General features: G+C 68.1%; 16 protein-coding genes. 9 read left to right on the top strand and 7 right to left on the bottom strand.

All coding sequences use genetic code 11. From position 1 onward, the window contains the following. Window positions 1-6 precede the first annotated feature (6 nt). Complete coding sequence (locus tag ACMYLB_RS12830; protein WP_415907394.1) at window positions 7-2,133, top strand: beta-galactosidase; 2,127 nt, start codon at window positions 7-9, stop codon at window positions 2,131-2,133. 1,398 nt (window positions 2,134-3,531) lie between these two features. Here the strand turns inward: ACMYLB_RS12830 and ACMYLB_RS12825 are convergent. From ACMYLB_RS12825 to ACMYLB_RS12795, 7 genes are all read right to left on the bottom strand, one after another. Beyond that, window positions 3,532-3,984, bottom strand: a complete 453-nt coding sequence (locus ACMYLB_RS12825; RefSeq protein ID WP_415907393.1) for a hypothetical protein — start codon at window positions 3,982-3,984, stop codon at window positions 3,532-3,534. A gap of 123 nt (window positions 3,985-4,107) precedes the next feature. After that, on the bottom strand, window positions 4,108-4,389 hold the full coding sequence (locus tag ACMYLB_RS12820; protein ID WP_415907392.1) for a hypothetical protein: 282 nt from the start codon (window positions 4,387-4,389) through the stop codon (window positions 4,108-4,110). Between the two features lie 23 nt (window positions 4,390-4,412). Then, the gene (locus ACMYLB_RS12815; RefSeq protein WP_415907391.1) at window positions 4,413-4,820 is read right to left on the bottom strand and encodes a VOC family protein; all 408 of its coding nucleotides are present in this window, start codon (window positions 4,818-4,820) and stop codon (window positions 4,413-4,415) included. Between the two features lie 75 nt (window positions 4,821-4,895). After that, a complete protein-coding gene (locus ACMYLB_RS12810) occupies window positions 4,896-5,336 on the bottom strand; it encodes a hypothetical protein (protein ID WP_415907390.1) in 441 nt (146 codons plus the stop codon). 68 nt (window positions 5,337-5,404) lie between these two features. Next, window positions 5,405-6,109: a toll/interleukin-1 receptor domain-containing protein gene (locus ACMYLB_RS12805; protein ID WP_415907389.1), complete on the bottom strand. Its 705-nt coding sequence runs from the start codon at window positions 6,107-6,109 to the stop codon at window positions 5,405-5,407. Between the two features lie 88 nt (window positions 6,110-6,197). Beyond that, entirely contained in the window at window positions 6,198-6,749 is a 552-nt protein-coding gene (locus tag ACMYLB_RS12800; RefSeq protein ID WP_415907388.1) for a hypothetical protein, read from the bottom strand. A gap of 196 nt (window positions 6,750-6,945) precedes the next feature. After that, window positions 6,946-8,436, bottom strand: coding sequence for a sialate O-acetylesterase (locus tag ACMYLB_RS12795; protein ID WP_415907387.1), 1,491 nt, complete (start codon window positions 8,434-8,436; stop codon window positions 6,946-6,948). 342 nt (window positions 8,437-8,778) lie between these two features. Here ACMYLB_RS12795 and ACMYLB_RS12790 point away from each other — a divergent pair, with 342 nt between their 5' ends. From ACMYLB_RS12790 to ACMYLB_RS12755, 8 genes are all read left to right on the top strand, one after another. Next, window positions 8,779-10,035 carry an L-rhamnose isomerase gene (locus ACMYLB_RS12790; protein WP_415907386.1) on the top strand — a complete coding sequence of 419 codons (1,257 nt, stop codon included), beginning with the start codon at window positions 8,779-8,781 and terminating at the stop codon, window positions 10,033-10,035. A gap of 30 nt (window positions 10,036-10,065) precedes the next feature. Next, window positions 10,066-12,258 (top strand): bifunctional rhamnulose-1-phosphate aldolase/short-chain dehydrogenase, encoded by a 2,193-nt coding sequence (locus tag ACMYLB_RS12785; protein ID WP_415907385.1) that lies wholly within the window; start codon window positions 10,066-10,068, stop codon window positions 12,256-12,258. Window positions 12,259-12,265: 7 nt separating this feature from the next. Continuing rightward, complete coding sequence (locus ACMYLB_RS12780) at window positions 12,266-13,543, top strand: class II aldolase/adducin family protein (protein WP_415907384.1); 1,278 nt, start codon at window positions 12,266-12,268, stop codon at window positions 13,541-13,543. A gap of 7 nt (window positions 13,544-13,550) precedes the next feature. Next, entirely contained in the window at window positions 13,551-14,969 is a 1,419-nt protein-coding gene (locus tag ACMYLB_RS12775; RefSeq protein WP_415907383.1) for a rhamnulokinase, read from the top strand. Between the two features lie 288 nt (window positions 14,970-15,257). Further along, window positions 15,258-15,752 (top strand): heterodisulfide reductase-related iron-sulfur binding cluster, encoded by a 495-nt coding sequence (locus ACMYLB_RS12770; protein WP_415911073.1) that lies wholly within the window; start codon window positions 15,258-15,260, stop codon window positions 15,750-15,752. Between the two features lie 2 nt (window positions 15,753-15,754). Further along, a complete protein-coding gene (locus ACMYLB_RS12765; protein ID WP_415907382.1) occupies window positions 15,755-17,149 on the top strand; it encodes a LutB/LldF family L-lactate oxidation iron-sulfur protein in 1,395 nt (464 codons plus the stop codon). Beyond that, the gene (locus tag ACMYLB_RS12760; RefSeq protein ID WP_415907381.1) at window positions 17,146-17,757 is read left to right on the top strand and encodes a LutC/YkgG family protein; all 612 of its coding nucleotides are present in this window, start codon (window positions 17,146-17,148) and stop codon (window positions 17,755-17,757) included. Before ACMYLB_RS12765 ends, ACMYLB_RS12760 begins: the two co-directional genes overlap by 4 nt. Before the next feature lie 204 nt (window positions 17,758-17,961). After that, window positions 17,962-18,327 carry a DoxX family protein gene (locus ACMYLB_RS12755; protein ID WP_415907380.1) on the top strand — a complete coding sequence of 122 codons (366 nt, stop codon included), beginning with the start codon at window positions 17,962-17,964 and terminating at the stop codon, window positions 18,325-18,327. Window position 18,328: the final 1 nt, after the last annotated feature.

Genomic DNA, 18,328 nt, shown 5'->3' with positions numbered 1-18,328 from the left:
GCCATCATGCAATCGCTCCGTCGTCTCGTTTCGTTCCTCGCCCTCGCTGCCGTCGTCCTCGCGGCGCGCGCCGCGAGCGTCCCGCCGCTCATGTATGGCGCCGCCTGGTATCCCGAGCAGTGGTCCGAGGCGACCTGGGAGGCCGATCTCGCGCGCATGCAGGCGGCCGGCCTCAACATGGTGCGCATCGGCGAATTCGCCTGGAGCAGCCTCGAGCCGAGCGAGGGCAACTACCAACTCGACTGGATGGAGCGCGCCGTCGCCGCCGCGGCGCGGCACGGGATGGTCACGATCATCGGCACGCCCACCGACACGCCGCCGGCCTGGCTGACGACCAAGTATCCCGAGGTCCTCCGCGTCGGCGAGGACGGCAAGCAGCTCCAACACGGCTCGCGCCGCCACTTCTCCATCGCCAGCGCGAAATACCGCGAGCTCTGCGCCAAGATCGTCACGCAGCTCGCCGAGCGCTTCGGCCACAATCCCCACGTCGTCGCCTGGCAGATCGGCAACGAGTTCACCGAGGATTCGTTCGACGACGAGTCGCGCCGCGGCTGGCACGCGTGGCTGGAAAAGCGCTACGGCTCGCTCGACCTCCTCAACCGGCACTGGATGACGGCCTACTGGTCGCAGACCTACAGCCAGTGGAGCCAGATTCCCATGACCACCGGCCGCGCCAACCCCGGCCTGCTGCTCGACTACAAGCGCTACGTCACCGACACCTGGCTCGCCTTCCAGCGCAACCAGATCGCCGTCCTCCGCGCGCACGTCGAGCCGCGCCAGCTCATCACCACCAACCTCGGCGGCGTCGGCTGGGCCAACCGCTTCAACCGCCAGCTCATCGCGGCCGACTACGACGTCATCTCCTGGGACGAATACCTCGGCGCCGGCTACGCCGACAGCTCGCGCAACGGCACCGGCCACCTCGATCCCGACCGCAGCGGCTCGACGCACGACCTCGTGCGCGGCTGGAAGCAGCGCAACTTCTGGGTGCTCGAGATGCCGCCGGGCTTCGTCGACTGGTCGAGCGTCAGCAACTCCCTCGACCGGGGCGAGACGCGCGCGATGGCGTGGCACGCGGTCGCGCACGGCGCCGATTGCGTCGCCTACTGGCAATGGCGCAGCGCGCTCAACGGCCAGGAACAATACCACGGCTCGCTCGTCGGCCCGGACGGCGAGCCGGTGCCCGTCTACGCCGAGGCCGCGCAGGCCGGCCGCGAGTTCGCGCAGGCCGCGCCGGTCATCGCCGGCACGTCGCCGGTCTCCCAGGTGGCGCTGATCCACGATTACGACAGCCGCTGGGCGATCGACTTCAACCGCTTCAGCAACCGCTACGAGCAGCTCGAGGTCCTGCACAGCTATTACAAGGCCCTCCGACGGCAGACGCAGTCGGTCGACATCGTCACGCCCGCGATGGACCTCGCGCGCTACAAGCTCATCGTCGCGCCGAGCCTCAACGTCGTCTCCGCCGCCCTGGCGCAGAAGCTCACCGCCTGGGTCGAGGCGGGCGGACACCTCGTGCTCGGACCGCGCACGGGTATGAAGAACGAGTTCAACGCCCTCAACACCCAGCGCCAGCCCGGCCCGCTCGTCGCCACGCTCGGCGGACGCGTGGAGCAGTTCTACGCCTTGCTCGAGGACGTGCCCGTCGCGGGCGAGTGGGGCAGCGGCCGCGCGACCGTCTGGGCCGAGACACTCGCGTCGCTCCCCGCCGCCCAGCTCTCAACTCTCAACCCTCAACTCTCAACCTCGGGTGCCATCGAAGTGCTCCTCCGCTACGGCGCCGGCAACGACTGGCTCACCGGCCAGCCCGCCGCGATCCGCCGCCGCGTGGGACAGGGCACGATCACCTACCTCGGCGCCGTCGTCGACCAGCCGCTCATGCAGACGCTCGCGCAACAGTGGACCGCGATGGCCCACGTCGATTCGCCCGTCATCCCCGTGCCCGATCGCGTGAGCGTCGGCCGCCGCGTCGCCGCCGACCGCGAGGTTTTTATCTTCACCAATTTCTCCGCCGGTCCGCAGAAGATCGCCCTTCCCGGAGCGATGACCGACGTCCTCCAGGGCGGCGAGGTGACCAAGCTCAGCCTCCCGCGCTACGGCGTCGCGGTGTTGGTGCGCCGCCTCAAATCCTAGCCGGTCACCGCCCCAAAGACGCGCATCCCAGGGTGGGGGCGGTGTCCGATGTCGCTACGCTCGGTAGTCCCCAACCGCCCTCGCACGGGTCGCCACGCCGCGGACGCAAGGGCGCTTGGGGACAAGCGCCCCTACCGGCGAGGCCCGCGGTCGCCGAGGGTAGGGGCCGTTGTCCCAACGGCCCTCGAACGGGTTGACGCCTACGAAGCACACCCAAAACACGAAAACAAACCGGCCCGCCCGCGAATGAACGCGAATCGCCGCGAATCACCCGACCGATGGCGCGATGTCCCGGACGCGCTTTCGAGCAACAGCCTCGTCTATCCAAGCAACAGCCTCGGACCTCAAAGCAACACGTTCAGACTTTCTCGCAACTCGGTCGCGCTTTAAAACAACGATCTCGTCCGACCAAACAATCGAGCCGTCCGGCAAAACAAGGGACTCGTCCGGCGAAACAATAGAGCCGGGCCACGAAGCAATTGAGTCGGGAGGCGCAGCAATTGAGTTGGGAAACGAAACAATTGAGTTGGCGGCTCAAACAATGAGCTCGGCGGTTCAAGCAATCGGGTCGTCCGTGTAAACAATCGCCTTGGCGTGTAAAACAATCGGGTTGGCGTGGGAAACAATGACGCACGGCGGTCAAACAATCGCCTCAGCGCCTCAAGCAATGAGGTCGGCAGCTCAAACAATCGGGTCGGCGTGTAAAACAATGAGCTCGGCGAGTGAAGCAATGACCCTCTCGCGAGAAGCAATGACCCACTGCGGTCAAGCAATTGCGCAAGTGGTTGATTCAAGAGTCCGGTGCGGCGCCGCAGGCGCGAAGTGACCGGAAGCACCGCACCCCAGGCGCAGCGCAATTGAGGAGCCCCTGTCCGCGACGGGGGCGCTCGTAAGGTAGGGGCGGTTGCCCTCAACCGCCCTCGACCGGGACATCGCATCGCGAGCGCCAGGGCGCTTGGGGACAAGCGCCCCTACCGAAGAAACGCGCGGTCGCCGAGGGTAGGGGCCGTTGTCCCAACGGCCCTCGAACGGACGGGTGCCCACGAAACACACGAAACATACGAAAGAGGGAAACCCCGCCCGCGAATCCCGCGAATCGCCGCGAATCACTCGACCGATGGCACGATGTCCCGGGAGACGCCCCCGCATGCGTCCATCAATGAGGTAGGGGCCGTTGCCCTCAACGGCCCTCGCACAGGGCGCCACGTCGCGAGCGAAAGGGCGCTTGGGGGGGCAAGCGCCCCTACCGAGCAAGCGCCCCTACCGAGCAAACGCGCCGCGTTTCAGCGTTCGAGCAAGCCGTGGTCGCGCCGCACGGCGCGCAGGGTTCGGACAAAAACCCGGGAAACGCCAGGGGCCGAGCGCGAGCGTGGGCGTCAGGGCCGGGCGCGCGTGGGATCAGGCCGGTTTCGGCGTGCGACCGTCGAGGCGCTCCGCGATCTGGAAGAGCAGCAGCGCCGCCACGGCGAGCAGGAACACGAGGGAGGAGAGGTCGTGGCCGTAGCCACCAAACGCGGTGGCGCGGGCGCCGTCGGCCTCGATCCAGCTGGAGCCGCGGTTGAAGCGCAGCAGCAGCGGCAGCGGATAGAAAAGCACACCCCAGTTGCGGATCCACACTCCCGGAGCCACGGCGCGACCGTGTTCGAGTCGCGACCGGACGGAGCGGAAGATCCGGCGGGAGAGCATCAGCACGGCGATCAAGGCGATGAGGAAAGCGCCGCCGACGCCATGGATGCTTTCATGCTGGAGGCCGAGCGCGCGTGAGTAGTCGACGGTGCGAAACCAGTTCAGGGCAACAAGCACCGCGCAGAAGCCCGCGCTCTGCAGGTGAAGTTTTTGGAGGGAATTCATGGCCGGGAAGTCGGAGGTGCGCGGCGGCGCTTCGAGAGGCGGCGACAACCTCACCGCAGGTGGCCCGGCCGGGAACGATGCGGGCCGGACGCCGGGTGGCAAGCGCACCGTGGCGCCGGGGAATCAGTCGCGGCGCGCGGACGCCGACGGGGCGGAGGCCGCTGGGCGGGCGAGAATGAGCCCGGAGAGTTGCCACACCCAGAACGCGGCCACGAGGGCGAACCACACGAAGGCGATGGTGAAGCAACGCTCGCTGAACGACACGAAGGGAAAGCTGTTCATCGGATGTTCGCCGCGCAGCAACGGCCAGACTTCATGATCGAGGAAGGTCAGCAGCTGGCTGAGTCCGAGCCACGCCGGCGCCAGCCAGCCGATCGAGAAAAGGGTGAGGAGGAGACGTTTCATGGGGCGGGGCGAAGGGGACGGTTTCAGGACGGCGCGGCGCCGTCGCGGGGTTGGATCAGGTCCCAGAGATTGCCATACAGATCGCGAAAGACGGCGACCGTTCCATAGCTTTCCTCGCGCGGCGGGCGGACGAACTCGACGCCGCGCGCGAGATAGGCGGCGTGGTCGCGCGCGAAATCATCGGTCGCGAGGAAGAACGCGACGCGGCCGCCGGTCTGGTCGCCGATCCGCGCCGCCTGCTCGGGCGAACTCGCCCGGGCGAGCAGGAGCCGGCACGTGCCGCCGCGCGGGGCGACGACCACCCAGCGCTTGCCCTGGGCGGGCACCGGCGTGTCCTCGACGAGCACGAAGCCGAGCCGGTCGACGAAGAAGCGGATGGCCTCGTCGTAGTCGCGGACGACGAACGAGACGAGGGAGAGGGATTGCGGCATGGGCGGCGGGAAGGCGGAGCGTCGATCCAATCATCGGCTCGCGCAGGGCGGCGAGGCGCGATTGCTCGGTCGCGTTTACGGATCCGATCGTCCGTCGACCCGGCGGGTGGAGTTCGCCAGCGGTCGGGCGGGCGAATGGAATTTATTCTCCGCCTTCTCGGCCGGCGCGTCGGCCAGCCGCTCGTAGCGGTGCGGCGAGCAGAAGCCGAGCACGAGCAGCTTCGTGCGCGTGGTGGAGATGTCGGCGATGATCTTCGACGGGGAATCGACCCGCTCGGTGGTGCGGACGTGGACGGTCTCGCCGTATTTGACGAACGGGAGCCAGCGCAGCGCCGGACGTTCGACGGTTTCCGAGTCCGCGCCCGCGGCCCGGGCGATGACGAGACGCGAGACGCTCGTGGTCGACCACGACCGCGAGACATAGAGTGTCCAGTCGGAGAAGTGCTCGAGCCCGGCGAGCGCGATGAGGATGCCGACGACGAGAAGCCAGGTGCGGGGGCGGAGGCGGAGGTTCATGCGAGGGGGCAGAGCGATTGTTAAAGATGAGAGCAAGGGCGTTGCTGCTGTGTCGTCTGGTTGGGCATTTAAAGCTGCGACAAAATCTGCTCGGCCGTGGCTTTCACTGCTCCTGCAATCTCAGTGAACGCCTCATCGCGGTCCACAAACGAACAGACAGGCTTGCCGTCTTTTGGCACGGCCTGAAGCTTTGCAAATGGTGTATGCTGCCACATACAGTTCCTCAGGATAACCGGAATCAACGCTGCGCCACCTTCTTCGTGACGCTCGATCGCACGCTCTAGCTCGATGTCGTAGCAATATCGCGAATTGATGAAATCGATGCTGACGAGCAGCAGCACAATGTCTGCCTCCTCCAGATTCTTGGAAATGACGTGCTCCCAATCGCCGCCCGCAGGAATCTTCCGATCGTGCCAGACATCAACCAAATTGAGGTGCTTCAGAGGCGTTAAATGCTTCGCCAATTCGATCTTCAGTGGTTCGTCGGCGTGACAATACGAAATAAATATCTTCAGCGCCTTTGCGCCGGGTGCGGATGCCAGCCCAACCGATCCGCCGCGTCCTCGTCCTGATATGACCTTCTTCTCATCCTCGACGAGCTGCTGCTTGATGCGGATGTAGCGCTTATCATCCCAGCCCAATTTATCGCGCAACTGTGCATTCGGAATGAGGGTCAAGTTGGCGCCAGATAGCTCTTTGAGCGCGTCGAGGAACAGTTCCTTGTTCGTTCGCCGGACGATTTTACGTTTACGCTTTCTATATTTTTTGCGCATAGAATGTCCTGTTTGCCCAACGTTTGAGCTCAGACACGGAGGGGAGCGCCGCTCCCCGGAGTTGTCTGTGGCGGTTGGTTCGGCCTCTTCATTTCTTCCGATAGAGCTTCCCAACCTTGTGCGCGATAAACTCACGCGGGTTGGTCAAGGAGGTGCCAACCTGAGTAAAGAATTCAGATATATCGAAGAAGACTTCTTTAGACCTGCCGTCCTCGTGGTGAATGACTACTCGATCGAAAAATACTGAGCTCTTGAAGAACGACGGCCGCTTACCGGTCTTCCCTGAAAGATACTCCAAGCTCGTCAGCCCCTGTGTCCGAAATTTCCATTCCGGATACTGCTTCTCCAGCCACGCGTGCTCCGCTGCTACACCGGCCGGGTGAGACTGTGTCAGAACCTTTACGACGTCGAAATCGCGTGAATGGAGCAACACCTCAAACCGGACTTCTTCTCCCAGCACCGTCAACGGATCGGTAGGGAGCGCCTTCTTCTTCCTCGGGATGAGTTGCCAAAGCGTGATCGCGCCATCCCTGATCGTCGGGACGAAGCCGAGGGCGGTGACGACTAGGGCAAGAATCACGAATGGCCACTGGTTCAGTAGCCAATCGGAGATTCTCTCGAAAAGCGTCGGGGTTTCCATTTTGCCGAACAGTGTTATTCGGTAACAGGCAAAAACCACAGAAATCGCGGGCCCGCTCGCGGTGGTTTCGAGGCAAGTATCTGTCTCCCACGGAGTGGATTGTAAAGTGTGGTTTCTTGCGGGGGCGGCCCGCCCGACAAAAGCCACTGCGCCCGGCCCGGTGCGCGCTTTGACATCCGGCGCGCGGCGGGGGACCTCACGGCCGCATCTCGAGCGGCTTGGCGGTGGGGCGGTCGATCTTCACCGGCCAGTCGTCGGTGCGGAAGGGGACGGCGGGCAGGCCGACGCGGTTGACGAGGTTCGGCCGCGCCGTCTCGTGCCAGGCGAAGCGCGCGGCGACGGGCGCGGGGACCGCGGGGCTCGTGAGCGTGACGGTGTGGTCCTTGATCGCGGCGACGGCGGGGTGGAACACGCGGTCGGCGCCGGCGAGGAGGAAGTCGGTCGCGGCAAGATTGTCGCGGGTGTGCAGGCCGTCGGCGTGGGCGAAGGTGAGGACGAGCGCGGTGCCGTCGGTTTTCCAGCTCGCGAGCGTCGGGCCGTGGGCGGCGATGTTGGCGCGGCCGTAGGTCTCCGCCAGCGTGAGGCGGGCGAGGCGGTCGCCGACGAGGCGCTTGTTCACGGGGTGGATGTCGTGGAGATCGTCGACGCCGTCGCTGATCACGGCGTAGCCGGTGTGTGGGGCGGAGAGGGCCTCGACCTGCGCCTGCCAGAAGCGCGGCAGCGCCTGGTCGGTGGTGGCGAACTTCGCCCACTTTGAATAATCGAAGGGTGCGAGCAGCACGCCGTAGAACGGCGCATCGGCGTTCTCCCACACGCGGCGCCAGTGCGCGATGAGCGCGGTGAGCTTGGCGGCGTAGCGGTCGGAGTCGGGCACCATGCAGTTGGTCTCGCCCTGATACCAGAGGAAGCCGCGGACGGCGAACGGCGCATACGGCTTCACCATGCTCGCGAACAGCTCCGTCGGCTGCACGCCGGGCACCCAGGCCTGGTAGTGCTCCTTCTCCAGGCCGGCGAGTTGCGGATCGGCGAAGGCCTCGGGCGGCAGCCAGGCCTCGATGCGCGTGCCGCCGAAGCTGGAGTGGATGATGCCGACGGGCACGCCGAGCGCGGACTGGACCTGCCGGCCGAAGTAGTAGGCCGCGGCGGAGAAGTTGGACGCGCGCAGCGCCTCGGGCGAGCAGGGCAGCCAGCGGAACACGCCGGGGCCGTCCTGCTTGAGATCGGTGCGCGGCACTTGGAAGAGGCGCAGGAGCGGGTGGTGCGCGGCGGCGACCTCGAGATCGTAGCCCGTGGTGGGCTTCTGGCCCTTCCGCTCGCCGAGCGGCTTCTCCATGTTGGACTGGCCGGAGGCGAACCAGACCTCGCCGACGAGGACGTCGGAGAAGGTGAGGGTGTTGGCGCCGCGCACCACGAGGTCGCGCGACTCGGCGCTGGTCGCGAGCGGGTCGAGCGTGACGCGCCAGGCGCCGTCGGCGGCCGCGACGGCGGTCTTGGTCTGGCCGGCGAAGGCGACGGTCACCGCTTCGCCCGGCGCGGCGGTGCCCCAGACCGGCACGGGGCGGTCGCGCTGCAGGACGAGGTGGTCCGTGAACAGGCGGGCGCAGCGGACATCGGCGCGCAGCGCGGAGGCGAGGGAGGCGGCGAGGCAGAGCCAGAGACCGCGGCGGAGCAGGGCAGGGCGAAGCATGGGAAGCGCGGCCGCCGCGGGGGAAAAGCAGCCGCGGCGAGTTGAACGGACGGCTCGCCGCTTGGCGATGCGAAAGCGGCGGTCAGGCGCCGATGGCCCCGCATGCGCCCGACCGCCCCGCGGCGGCGCGAGTGCGGAGCCGGGCGCGTATCCTCAATCTTATGTGTTCCCATCCCGGCCGATCCGTGTTCCCTCGCTGGCAGGGAGGTCCGGGGCAACCTAGACATTTCCTGTATCCAAAAGATCATCGCCCAGATTCTCGACCCTGCCGCCACACTGTAGACTCGCCCCTCACGCTGTTCTCCGTCCACCCCGCCGCTTCGCGGCAAATGCTGCATCCTCATGAGTCGCTCGTCCTACGATTCCGCCCGTGAACTCTACGCCGCCCTCGGCGTCGACACCGAAACCGCGCTCGCCACGCTCGCGCGCACGCCCATCTCGCTGCACTGCTGGCAGGGCGACGACGTCGGCGGCTTCGAGCGCGCCGGCGCCACGCTCGACGGCGGCGGCATCCAGGCCACCGGCAACTATCCCGGCAAGGCGCGCACGATCGCGGAGCTGCGCAGCGACCTCGACGCGGCGCTCGCGCTCATCCCCGGCCGGCACCGCCTGAACCTGCACGCCATCTACGGCGACTTCGGCGGCAAGAAGGTCGACCGGAACGCGATCGGCGTGGAGCATTTCCAGAGCTGGATCGACTGGGCGAAGCAGCGCGGCCTCGGCCTCGACTTCAACCCGACCTGCTTCTCGCACCCGCTGGCCAACGACGGCTTCACGCTCTCGCACCGCGACGCGGCGGTCCGCCAGTTCTGGATCGAGCACGCCATCGCCTGCCGCCGCATCGGCGCCGCGATGGGCCAGGCGCTCGGCACGCCGACGGTGACCAACGTCTGGATCCCCGACGGACACAAGGATCTCCCCGCCGACCGCAAGGGCCCGCGCGAGCGCCTCGAGCAGTCGCTCGACGCCGTGTTCAAGGAACAGATCGACGAGCGCGTCCACCGCGACGCGGTCGAGTGCAAGCTCTTCGGCATCGGCTCCGAGAGCTACGTCGTCGGCTCGCACGAGTTCTACCTGGGCTACGCGGTCACGCGGAAAAAGATGCTCTGCCTCGACATGGGGCACTTCCACCCGACCGAGTCGGTGGCGGACAAGATTTCCTCCGTGCTCCAGTTCGTGCCCGGCCTGCTGCTCCACGTCAGCCGCGGCGTGCGCTGGGACAGCGACCACGTCGTGCTCTTCGACGACGTGACGAAGGCCCTGTTCGAGGAGCTCGTCCGCGGCGGCTTCCTGCCCCGCACGGCCATCGGCCTCGACTACTTCGACGCCAGCATCAACCGCGTCGCCGCCTGGGTCATCGGCACCCGCAACGCCCAGAAGTGCCTGCTCGCCGCGCTGCTCGAGCCGTCGGCCCGCCTGCGCGACCTCGAGGCCGCCGGCGACCACACCGCCCGCCTCGCGCTGCTCGAGGAGCTGAAGACGCTCCCGCTCGGCGCCATCTGGGAGGAGCACTGCCGCCGCGCCAACGTCCCCGGCGACCGCGCCTGGCTCCCGACCGTGCAGCGTTACGAGCGCGAAGTGCTCGCGCTGCGCCGCTGACCCGCCATTTTCCCGCAACCGCACTCCACGATGCCTTCCTACCAATTCGTCAATTATCTCTGGGACGACGCCAAAGCCGCGTCCCTCGATCCCGTCGCGCGTCTCGTCTACCGCAGCAACCTGCTCGGCAGCGACCAGCGCATCACCAACACCGGCGGCGGCAACACGTCCTCGAAGCTGACCGAGAAGGACCCGCTCACCGGCCAGCCGGTCGAGGTGCTCTGGGTCAAGGGCTCCGGCGGCGACCTGCGCACCAGCACGCGCGAAAACTTCTCCTCGCTCTACCAGGGCAAGCTCGTCGGCCTCCAATCGCTCTACGCCGCCCGCGCCGACAAGGGCCTGAAGGCGCCGGCCGAGGACGACATGGTCGGCATGTATACGCACGCGACGTTCAACCTGAACCCGCGCGCCTCCTCGATCGACACGCCGCTGCACTCCTTCCTGCCCGGCAAGCACGTCGACCACATGCATCCGAACGCGATCATCGCCATCGCGGCCTCGGCCAACTGCGAGAAGTTGACCCAGGAAATCTTCGGCGGCCGCATGGCCTACGTGCCGTGGATGCGCCCGGGCTTCGAGCTCGGCCTCGCCATGCAGAAGATCGCCCGCGAGCAGCCGAACGTCCGCGCCATCATGATGGGCCAGCACGGCTTCATCTCGTGGGCCGACGACGACAAGCAGTGCTACACCGACACGCTCGCTTTCATCGAGGAGGCCTCCGCCTACATCGAGAAGAAATACGCGGCCAAGGGCGGTGACGCCGCGGCCTTCGGCGGCGCCAAATACCAGACCCTCGACGAGGCGAAGCGCCGCGCGACCTTCGCCGCCATCCTCCCGTGGCTCCGCGGCCAGGTGTCCAAGGAGAAGCGCTTCATCGGCACCGTGCAGGACGACGCCAAGATCCTGCGCTTCGTGAACTCGAAGGATGCCGCGCGCCTCGCCGAGCTCGGCACGTCGTGCCCCGACCACTTCCTCCGCACGAAGATCAAGCCGCTCTACGTCGACTGGAACCCGCAGGCCGAGACCGTCGCCGAGCTGAAGTCCAAGCTCGCCGCCGGCCTCGAGGCCTACCGCAAGGACTACGCCGCCTACTACACGAAGTGCAAACACGCCAACTCGCCGGCGATGCGCGACCCGAACCCGACGGTCGTGCTCATCCCCGGCCTCGGCCTGATCGCGTGGGGCAAGGACAAGTCCGAGTCGCGCGTCACCGCCGAGTTCTACAACTGCGCCGTCGAGGTCATGCGCGGCGCGGAAGCGATCGACCGCTACATCGCGCTCCCGCAGCAGGAGGCGTTCGACATCGAGTATTGGCTCCTCGAGGAGGCGAAACTCAAGCGCATGCCCGCGGAGAAGGAGCTCGCCCGCCAGGTCATCGTCGTCATCGGCGCCGGCTCCGGCATCGGCAAGGAAACCGCGCACCGCCTCGTCAAGGAGGGCGCGCACATCGTCGCCGTCGACCTCAACGAGGCCGCCGCCCAGGCGACCGCGAAGGAGATCGAGGTCAAATACGGCGTCGGCATCGGCGTCGCCGGCACCGGCGTTTCCAACTGCGGCCCGGCCGTCGGCCTCGCCGCCAACATCACCGATCGCGCCTCCGTCCGCGCCATGCTCGACCAGGTCGCGCTCGCCTACGGCGGCTTCGACTCGATCTGCGTCACCGCCGGCATCTTCGTGCCGAGCGACACCTCCGGCCACATCCCGGACGACAAGTGGGCGCTCACCTTCGCCATCAACGTCACCGGCAGCTACGTCGTCGGCGACGAGGCGGCCAAGACCTGGAAGGAGCAGGGCCTGCGCGGCAACCTCGTGCTCACGACCTCGGCCAACGCCGTCGTGGCGAAGAAGGGCTCCGTGGCCTACGACACTTCCAAGGCCGCCGCGAACCACCTCGTGCGCGAACTCGCCATCGAGCTCGCGCCGCTGGTGCGCGTGAACGGCGTCGCGCCCGCGACCGTCGTCCAGGGCTCGGCCATGTTCCCGCGCGACCGCGTCATCGGCTCGCTGGCCAAATACAACATTCCCTACACCGACGACGAGGCGACCGACTCCCTCGTGAAGAAACTGGCGCAGTTCTACGCCGATCGCACGCTGACCAAGGCGCCGATCACGCCCGCCGACCAGGCGGAGGCGTATTTCCTCCTCGTCTCGTCGCGCCTCAGCAAGACCACCGGCCAGGTCATCACCGTGGACGGCGGCCTGCACGAGGCCTTCCTGCGGTAGACCCTTTATGAACTCCAGCTGGCTGCATCCTCGCGAGCAACTCGTAGCGACGATGGCGCGTATCTACCGCCATCGCATGACGACCACCTCGGGAGGCAACCTCTCGATTCGCGACGAGGACGGCAGCATCTGGATCACGCCCTCGCGGGTGGACAAGGGCAACCTGACGCCCGCGGACATCGTGCGCGTGCTCCCCGACGGGAAGACCGAGGGACTGCACCCGCCGTCGTCGGAGCTGCCGTTCCACGCCGAGATCTACCGGCGCCGGCCGGACCTGAAGGCGATCGTCCACGCCCATCCGGGCGCGCTCGTCGCCTTCTCGATCTGCCGGCTGCTCCCGGACACGCGCGTGCAGTCGCACGCCTACTCGGTGTGCCGCAAGCTCGAGTTCGCGCCCTACGCCTGTCCCGGCACACAGGAACTCGGCGACCACATCGCCGCGGCCTTCGCCACCGGCGCGGCGTGCGTGCTACTCGAGAACCATGGCGTGGTGATCGGCGGCGCGGACCTGCAGGACGCCTTCCAGCGCTTCGAGACGCTGGAGTTCGTCGCCCTGACGCTGTCGCGCGCGGCCGGCCTCGGGCCGGTCACGACCGTGCCGGCGGAGTTCCTCGCCGTCGAGACCGCGCCGCTGCTGCCGACGCTCCCGCCGCCGCCGCTGACCAATCGCGAGCGCGAGCTGCGCGGCGAGATCTGCCGTTTCGTCCACCGCGCCTACGAGCAGCGCCTGCTCATCAGCACGGCGGGGGCGTTTTCCGCCCGGCTGGGCAACGACGATTTCGTCATCACGCCCCGCCGCCGCGACCGGCTCGAGCTCGAGCCGTCGGGCCTGGTGCGCGTGAAGGGCGGGGCCTGTCCCGCCGGCCAGGCGCCGAGCCGCGCCGCCCGGCTGCACGCCGAGATCTACGCCCGCCTGCCGGAGGTTGGCGCCATCATCAACGCCCAGCCCGCGCACGCCTCGGCGTTCTGCATGACGGCGGCGCAGCTCGACACCCGCACGATCCCGGAGAGCGCGCTCGTGCTCTTCGAGCCGCCGAAGCTGCCGTTCCTGCGCCTGGTCGAGGACGCGGCCGAGATCGCGCGCCACCTTTCGCTGCAGCGGACCCCGGTCGTCCTCATCACCAACGAGGGCGTGCTCGTCATCGGCCGCACCCTGCTCGAGGCCTTCGACCGCCTCGAGGTGCTCGAGGCCACGGCGGAGGCGCTGCTGCTCGCCAAGCCGCTCGGGCCGCTCGTGCCGATGCCCGACAGCGCCATCGCGGAGCTGCGGCGCGTCTTCGGCTGATTTTCCCATGCCCCAAACTGTCCATTGCGCAGCCATCGACCTCGGCGCGACGAGCGGTCGCGTCATCGTCGGCACGTGGTCGAAAAACCGTCTCGAGCTCACCGAGGTGCACCGGTTCCCCAACCAGTTCCGCTCGCTCGGCGCGAACGACTACTGGGACCTGCCGTATCTCTGGGGCGAGGCGCGCGCCGGCCTGCTCAAGGCGAAGGCGCGGTTCCCGAAGCTCGCCTCGGTCGGCTGCGACGCGTGGGGCGTGGACCACGTGCTCGTCAACGCCGCGGGGCGTCCCGTTTATCCGGTGCACGCCTATCGCGACAAGCGCACGCTCGAGCCCGCGAAGAAGTTCGAGCAGACCGGCTACCCGCGCATCTACGCGCTCACCGGCCTGCCGAGCCACGTCTTCAACACGAGCCTGCAACTGCAGGAGACGCTCGCGGCTTGTCCCGGCATCGCCCGCACGGCGGCGCGCTGCCTGTTTATCGCGGACTATTTCAATTTTCTGCTCTCCGGTCGCATGGAGAACGAAATCTCCATCTGCAGCCACTCGCAGTTTCTCGACGTGAAGAGCACCGAGTGGTCGGGGGCGGCGATGAAATACTTCGGCATTCCGCGCCACTGGTTCAGCCGTCCGGCGCTCGCCGCGCAGAAACTCGGTCCGGTGCGCGACATCCCGGAGCTCGCCGGCGTCGAGACCGTGCTGGCCCCCGGCCACGACACCGCGTGCGCCTTCGCCGCGATGCCCGCGGCGGCGGACGGCTCCGATCTCTACCTGAGCTCCGGCACGTGGTCGCTCCTCGGTTTCGAAAGTGACACGCCCGTCCTTGGCGAGGCGGCGCGCGCCGCCCGCGTTTCGAACGAGCGCATGGGCGACGGCCGCTACCGGCCGCTGCGCTCCTGCCTCGGCCTCTGGCTGCTCGAGCAGACCCTGCCGGCCTTCGCCGCGCGTCCGGCCAACGCCGCGCAGTGGCGGAAACTCATCGCCCTCGCGGAAAAGGCGCCCGCGCCGGCGCGGCTGCTCGACGTCACCGACGCCGCGCTCTTCAACCCGCCCGACATGCGCGCCGCCATCGACGCGCAGCTGAAGCGGGCCGGCGCCCGCCCGCCGCGCGACCTCGCCGGCTACGTCCGCCTGATCTGCGACTCGCTCGGCCGCGGCCACGCGGACGCGGTGCGGTCCTTCGAGGAACTCTCGGGCCGGCAATTCCGGCGCATCCTCATCGTCGGCGGCGGTTCGAAGAACCGCCTGCTCTGCCAGGCCACGGCCGACGCGAGCGGCCTGCCGGTCGTCTCCTACGCGCTCGAGGGCACGGCGGTCGGCAACGTCGCCAACCAGCTTATCGGCCTCGGGGTGGTGCGTGATATCCGCGCCTTCCGCGCGCACCTGGCTCGCCAACTCGCCGCCACCGTCTACACTCCCCGCCGCTGATGCACGCCGAGCAACGCCGTTCTCCCTTCGCCCCGGGCGCGCGCCCGAAAATCCAGCTCATGGCCACGTGCCTGTGCGACGCGTTCTACGACGACGTCGCGCGCGCCACCGTGGAGGTGCTGGAACACCTCGGCGTCGCGATCGAAGTTTCCCGAGGGCCAGACCTGCTGCGGCCAGCCGGCCTTCAACGGCGGCGACTGGCCCGCCTCGCGCCAGGTCGTGCGCCACACGCTGCGCACCTTCGCGGGCGACGCGCCGGTGCTGCTCCCGTCGGGCTCGTGCGCGGCGATGCTGCGCCACGGCGCGCTGCTCGAATTCGAAAAGGAAGCCGACCTGCCCGAAGTGAAGGCTCTCGCCGCACGCACGTGGGAGTTCGCCGACTTCGTCGTCCACGCCCTCGGCGTGAAGACCTGGCCCGGCCGCTACGACGCGCGGATCGCCTTCCACCGCAACTGCCACAACCGCGGCACGGACAGCGAGGCGGCGGCGCTCACGCTGCTCGGCTCGATCGCCGGCGCCACGGTGGTGCCCTTCGGCGAGCAGGAACAGTGCTGCGGCTTCGGCGGCACGTTCTCCGTGGCCTTTCCCCACGTCTCCTCGAGCATGGGCACGCTCAAGCTGGAACACATCCGCGCCGCCCAGCCGGACGTCCTTGTCTCCGGCGACATGAGCTGCCTCATGCACATGGGCGGCCTCGCCCAGAAAGCCGGCCAGCCGGTGAAAACCCAGCACCTCGCGCAGGTGATGCGCGATGCGTTGAAAAACGGAGGGCTGCTGCGCTGACCATGGCCAAGCAACTCATCGACCAAGCCGCCGCGACGCTGCCCGCCGACAAGCGCGCCTCGGTTTACCAGAGCACGAAGGCGACGCACGAGAAGCGCACCAAGTTGCTCTTCGACCAGTTCAACGATCCCGACCTGCTGCGCCAGCGCGCGGGCGAGATCAAGCAGCACGTGATCGAGAACCTCGACACCTTCCTGCCCGCGGTGGAGGCGAAGCTGCAGGCCAACGGCGCGCAGGTCCACTGGGCGTCGACCGGCGAGGACGCCTGCGCCGCCGTGCTCCGCATCATGCAGGCGCGCGGGGCGAAGAAGATGGTGAAGGCGAAGACGATGGTCTCCGAGGAGATCGAGCTCGCGCACTACCTCGAGCAGCACGGCATCGAGGCGCTCGAGACCGACCTCGGCGAGTTCATCGTCCAGATCGACAAGGACCATCCCAGCCACATCGTCCGCCCGATCATCCACAAGAACCGCCGCGAGATCGCGCAGAGTTTCGAACGCGAAGGTCTCGGCGCCTACAACGACGATCCCGAGACGATCACGCGCCGCGCCCGGCAGTTCCTCCGCCACAAGTATCTCCAGGCCGACGTCGGCCTGACCGGCGCCAACTTCGTCTCCGTCGAGAGCGGACGCATCGTGCTCGTCACGAACGAGGGCAACTCGCGCTTCAGCCTCGCGGCGCCCAAGGTGCACATCGCCCTCGTCGGCATCGAAAAGCTCGTGCCGCGCGACCGCGATCTCGGCGTGCTGCTGAACCTCCTCGCGCGCTCCGCCACCGCGCAGCAGCTGACGGTCTACACCGAGTTCATCGCGGGACCGAAAAGCGCGACGCAGCCCGACGGCCCGGAGGAGATGCACGTCATCTTCGTCGACAACGGCCGCACCGACGTCCTCGCCTCCGAGTGCCGCGAGATCCTGCGCTGCATCCGCTGCGGCGCCTGCCTCAACGTCTGCCCCGTCTACCGGCAGGCGAGCGGCCACGCCTACCGCAGCGTCTATCCGGGCCCCGTCGGCGCCGTGCTCTCGCCGCTGCTGGCGGGCAAGAAATTCCCCGAGCTGGCCGACCTGCCCAAGGCCTCGTCGCTCTGCGGCGCGTGCAACGAGGTCTGCCCGGTCAACATTCCGATCCCCGACCTGCTCCTGCGTCTGCGCGAGAAGGGCAAGCGCGAGGGCGCCTCGCTCGCCGCCGTCGGCACGCCGCCGATGGGCGCGTGGGCCTTGCTGGCGTCGCAGCCGACCGCGTGGAAGGCCGCGCTGTTCGGCGGCAAGGCGCTGAATTACCTGCCGACGAAACTCATCCCCGTGCCCGCGCTGCGCGCCTGGGAGGAGAAGCGCGCGCTGCCGGAGTGGCGCGGCGGGGAGTTCCGGAAATGGATGAAGCAACGGAGGCAGTCATGAGCAACGACCGCGAAGCCATCCTCGGCCGCGTCCGCGCGGCCCTCGCGCCGCTGCCGCAGCGCGCCGCCTTGCCCGACTGGGAGCGCGACCTCGTGCGCCTGCGCCAGATGCAGGGCGTGACCGATCTCGCCGCCACCTTCTGCGCGCGCCTCCAGGGCGTGAACGGCACGCCGCTGCAGTCGGAGGCCGAGCTGGCCGAGCTGCTGAAGAAGAACGGCTGGACGCGCGGCTATTGCGACCCGGCGCTCCTGCCCGCGCTCGGCGCCGCCCTCGCCGGCGCGCAGGTCGAGACGACCTACGACCGCACGCGCGTCGACGATTACGCCTTCGGCATCACCCGCGCCACCGCGGCGATCGCCGAGACCGGCACGATCGTGCTGATCGATCACGACACGAGCTCGCGCCTCGCGGCGCTGGCGCCGTGGGCGCACATCGTCGTGCTCAAGCGCGCGGACATCCTCCCCGACATCCCGGCGGCGCTGGCCGCACTGCCGGCGGATCCGAACGTGATCTGGGTGACCGGTCCGTCGAAGACCGCCGACGTCGAGGGCATTTTGATCGAAGGCGTCCACGGGCCCGGCGTGCAGGCGGTGCTGCTCGTCGACTGAGGAGCGGGAGGGGGCTTGCCCGGCCTGCCGGGGCGTGCGCGCGGGATCGTGGCGGCGAAAGACGCTTCGGCGCGTGCGGAGACTGGCCTGGCCGATCCCGGCGAAAAATTCCGAAGGAAAATGTCGGAATGGACTTTTCTGTCCCGTCATCGGGGTGACACCGCGACCGTTTCGCGGCTTCCACCACCATCGATACCGACCCGCATGAACATCGTCCTCTGGATCCTCCAATCCGTCCTCGCGCTCCACACCGCCATCGGCGCGGTGTGGAAGTTCTCCCACTCCGAACGGGCCGTGCCGTCGCTGCAGGCGATTCCGCACGGCCTCTGGCTGACGCTGGCCGTCCTCGAGCTGCTGTGCGCGCTCGGGCTCGTGCTGCCGGCGCTGGCCCGGCCGCTCGCCGTGCTGGCGCCGTTCGCGGCGCTCGCCCTCGCCGCGGAAATGCTGCTCTTCTGCGTGGTGCACCTCGCGTCCAAAGCCGCGGAAAGCGGCCCGCTGGTCTATTGGCTTGTTGCCGCGGCGTTCTGCGCCTTTACCGCCTACGGCCGGTTCGCGCTCAAGCCGCTCTGAT

It is taken from the genome of Oleiharenicola sp. Vm1, assembly GCF_047777955.1.
GTDB lineage: Bacteria > Verrucomicrobiota > Verrucomicrobiia > Opitutales > Opitutaceae > Didemnitutus.
The sequence above is the reverse complement of the archived record's forward strand: the minus strand, read 5'-3'. Positions and strand labels throughout refer to the sequence as shown.

What these genes read in the sequence shown, in the direction of transcription:
- ACMYLB_RS12780 (WP_415907384.1), top strand. Translation starts at nt 12,266, where the DNA reads ATGAACTCCAGCTGGCTGCATCCTCGCGAGCAACTCGTAGCGACGATG.
- ACMYLB_RS12815 (WP_415907391.1), bottom strand. Translation starts at nt 4,820, where the DNA reads ATGCCGCAATCCCTCTCCCTCGTCTCGTTCGTCGTCCGCGACTACGAC.
- ACMYLB_RS12755 (WP_415907380.1), top strand. Translation starts at nt 17,962, where the DNA reads ATGAACATCGTCCTCTGGATCCTCCAATCCGTCCTCGCGCTCCACACC.
- ACMYLB_RS12770 (WP_415911073.1), top strand. Translation starts at nt 15,258, where the DNA reads ATGCTGCGCCACGGCGCGCTGCTCGAATTCGAAAAGGAAGCCGACCTG.
- ACMYLB_RS12825 (WP_415907393.1), bottom strand. Translation starts at nt 3,984, where the DNA reads ATGAATTCCCTCCAAAAACTTCACCTGCAGAGCGCGGGCTTCTGCGCG.
- ACMYLB_RS12790 (WP_415907386.1), top strand. Translation starts at nt 8,779, where the DNA reads ATGAGTCGCTCGTCCTACGATTCCGCCCGTGAACTCTACGCCGCCCTC.
- ACMYLB_RS12810 (WP_415907390.1), bottom strand. Translation starts at nt 5,336, where the DNA reads ATGAACCTCCGCCTCCGCCCCCGCACCTGGCTTCTCGTCGTCGGCATC.
- ACMYLB_RS12760 (WP_415907381.1), top strand. Translation starts at nt 17,146, where the DNA reads ATGAGCAACGACCGCGAAGCCATCCTCGGCCGCGTCCGCGCGGCCCTC.
- ACMYLB_RS12775 (WP_415907383.1), top strand. Translation starts at nt 13,551, where the DNA reads ATGCCCCAAACTGTCCATTGCGCAGCCATCGACCTCGGCGCGACGAGC.
- ACMYLB_RS12765 (WP_415907382.1), top strand. Translation starts at nt 15,755, where the DNA reads ATGGCCAAGCAACTCATCGACCAAGCCGCCGCGACGCTGCCCGCCGAC.
- ACMYLB_RS12795 (WP_415907387.1), bottom strand. Translation starts at nt 8,436, where the DNA reads ATGCTTCGCCCTGCCCTGCTCCGCCGCGGTCTCTGGCTCTGCCTCGCC.
- ACMYLB_RS12830 (WP_415907394.1), top strand. Translation starts at nt 7, where the DNA reads ATGCAATCGCTCCGTCGTCTCGTTTCGTTCCTCGCCCTCGCTGCCGTC.
- ACMYLB_RS12805 (WP_415907389.1), bottom strand. Translation starts at nt 6,109, where the DNA reads ATGCGCAAAAAATATAGAAAGCGTAAACGTAAAATCGTCCGGCGAACG.
- ACMYLB_RS12800 (WP_415907388.1), bottom strand. Translation starts at nt 6,749, where the DNA reads ATGGAAACCCCGACGCTTTTCGAGAGAATCTCCGATTGGCTACTGAAC.
- ACMYLB_RS12785 (WP_415907385.1), top strand. Translation starts at nt 10,066, where the DNA reads ATGCCTTCCTACCAATTCGTCAATTATCTCTGGGACGACGCCAAAGCC.
- ACMYLB_RS12820 (WP_415907392.1), bottom strand. Translation starts at nt 4,389, where the DNA reads ATGAAACGTCTCCTCCTCACCCTTTTCTCGATCGGCTGGCTGGCGCCG.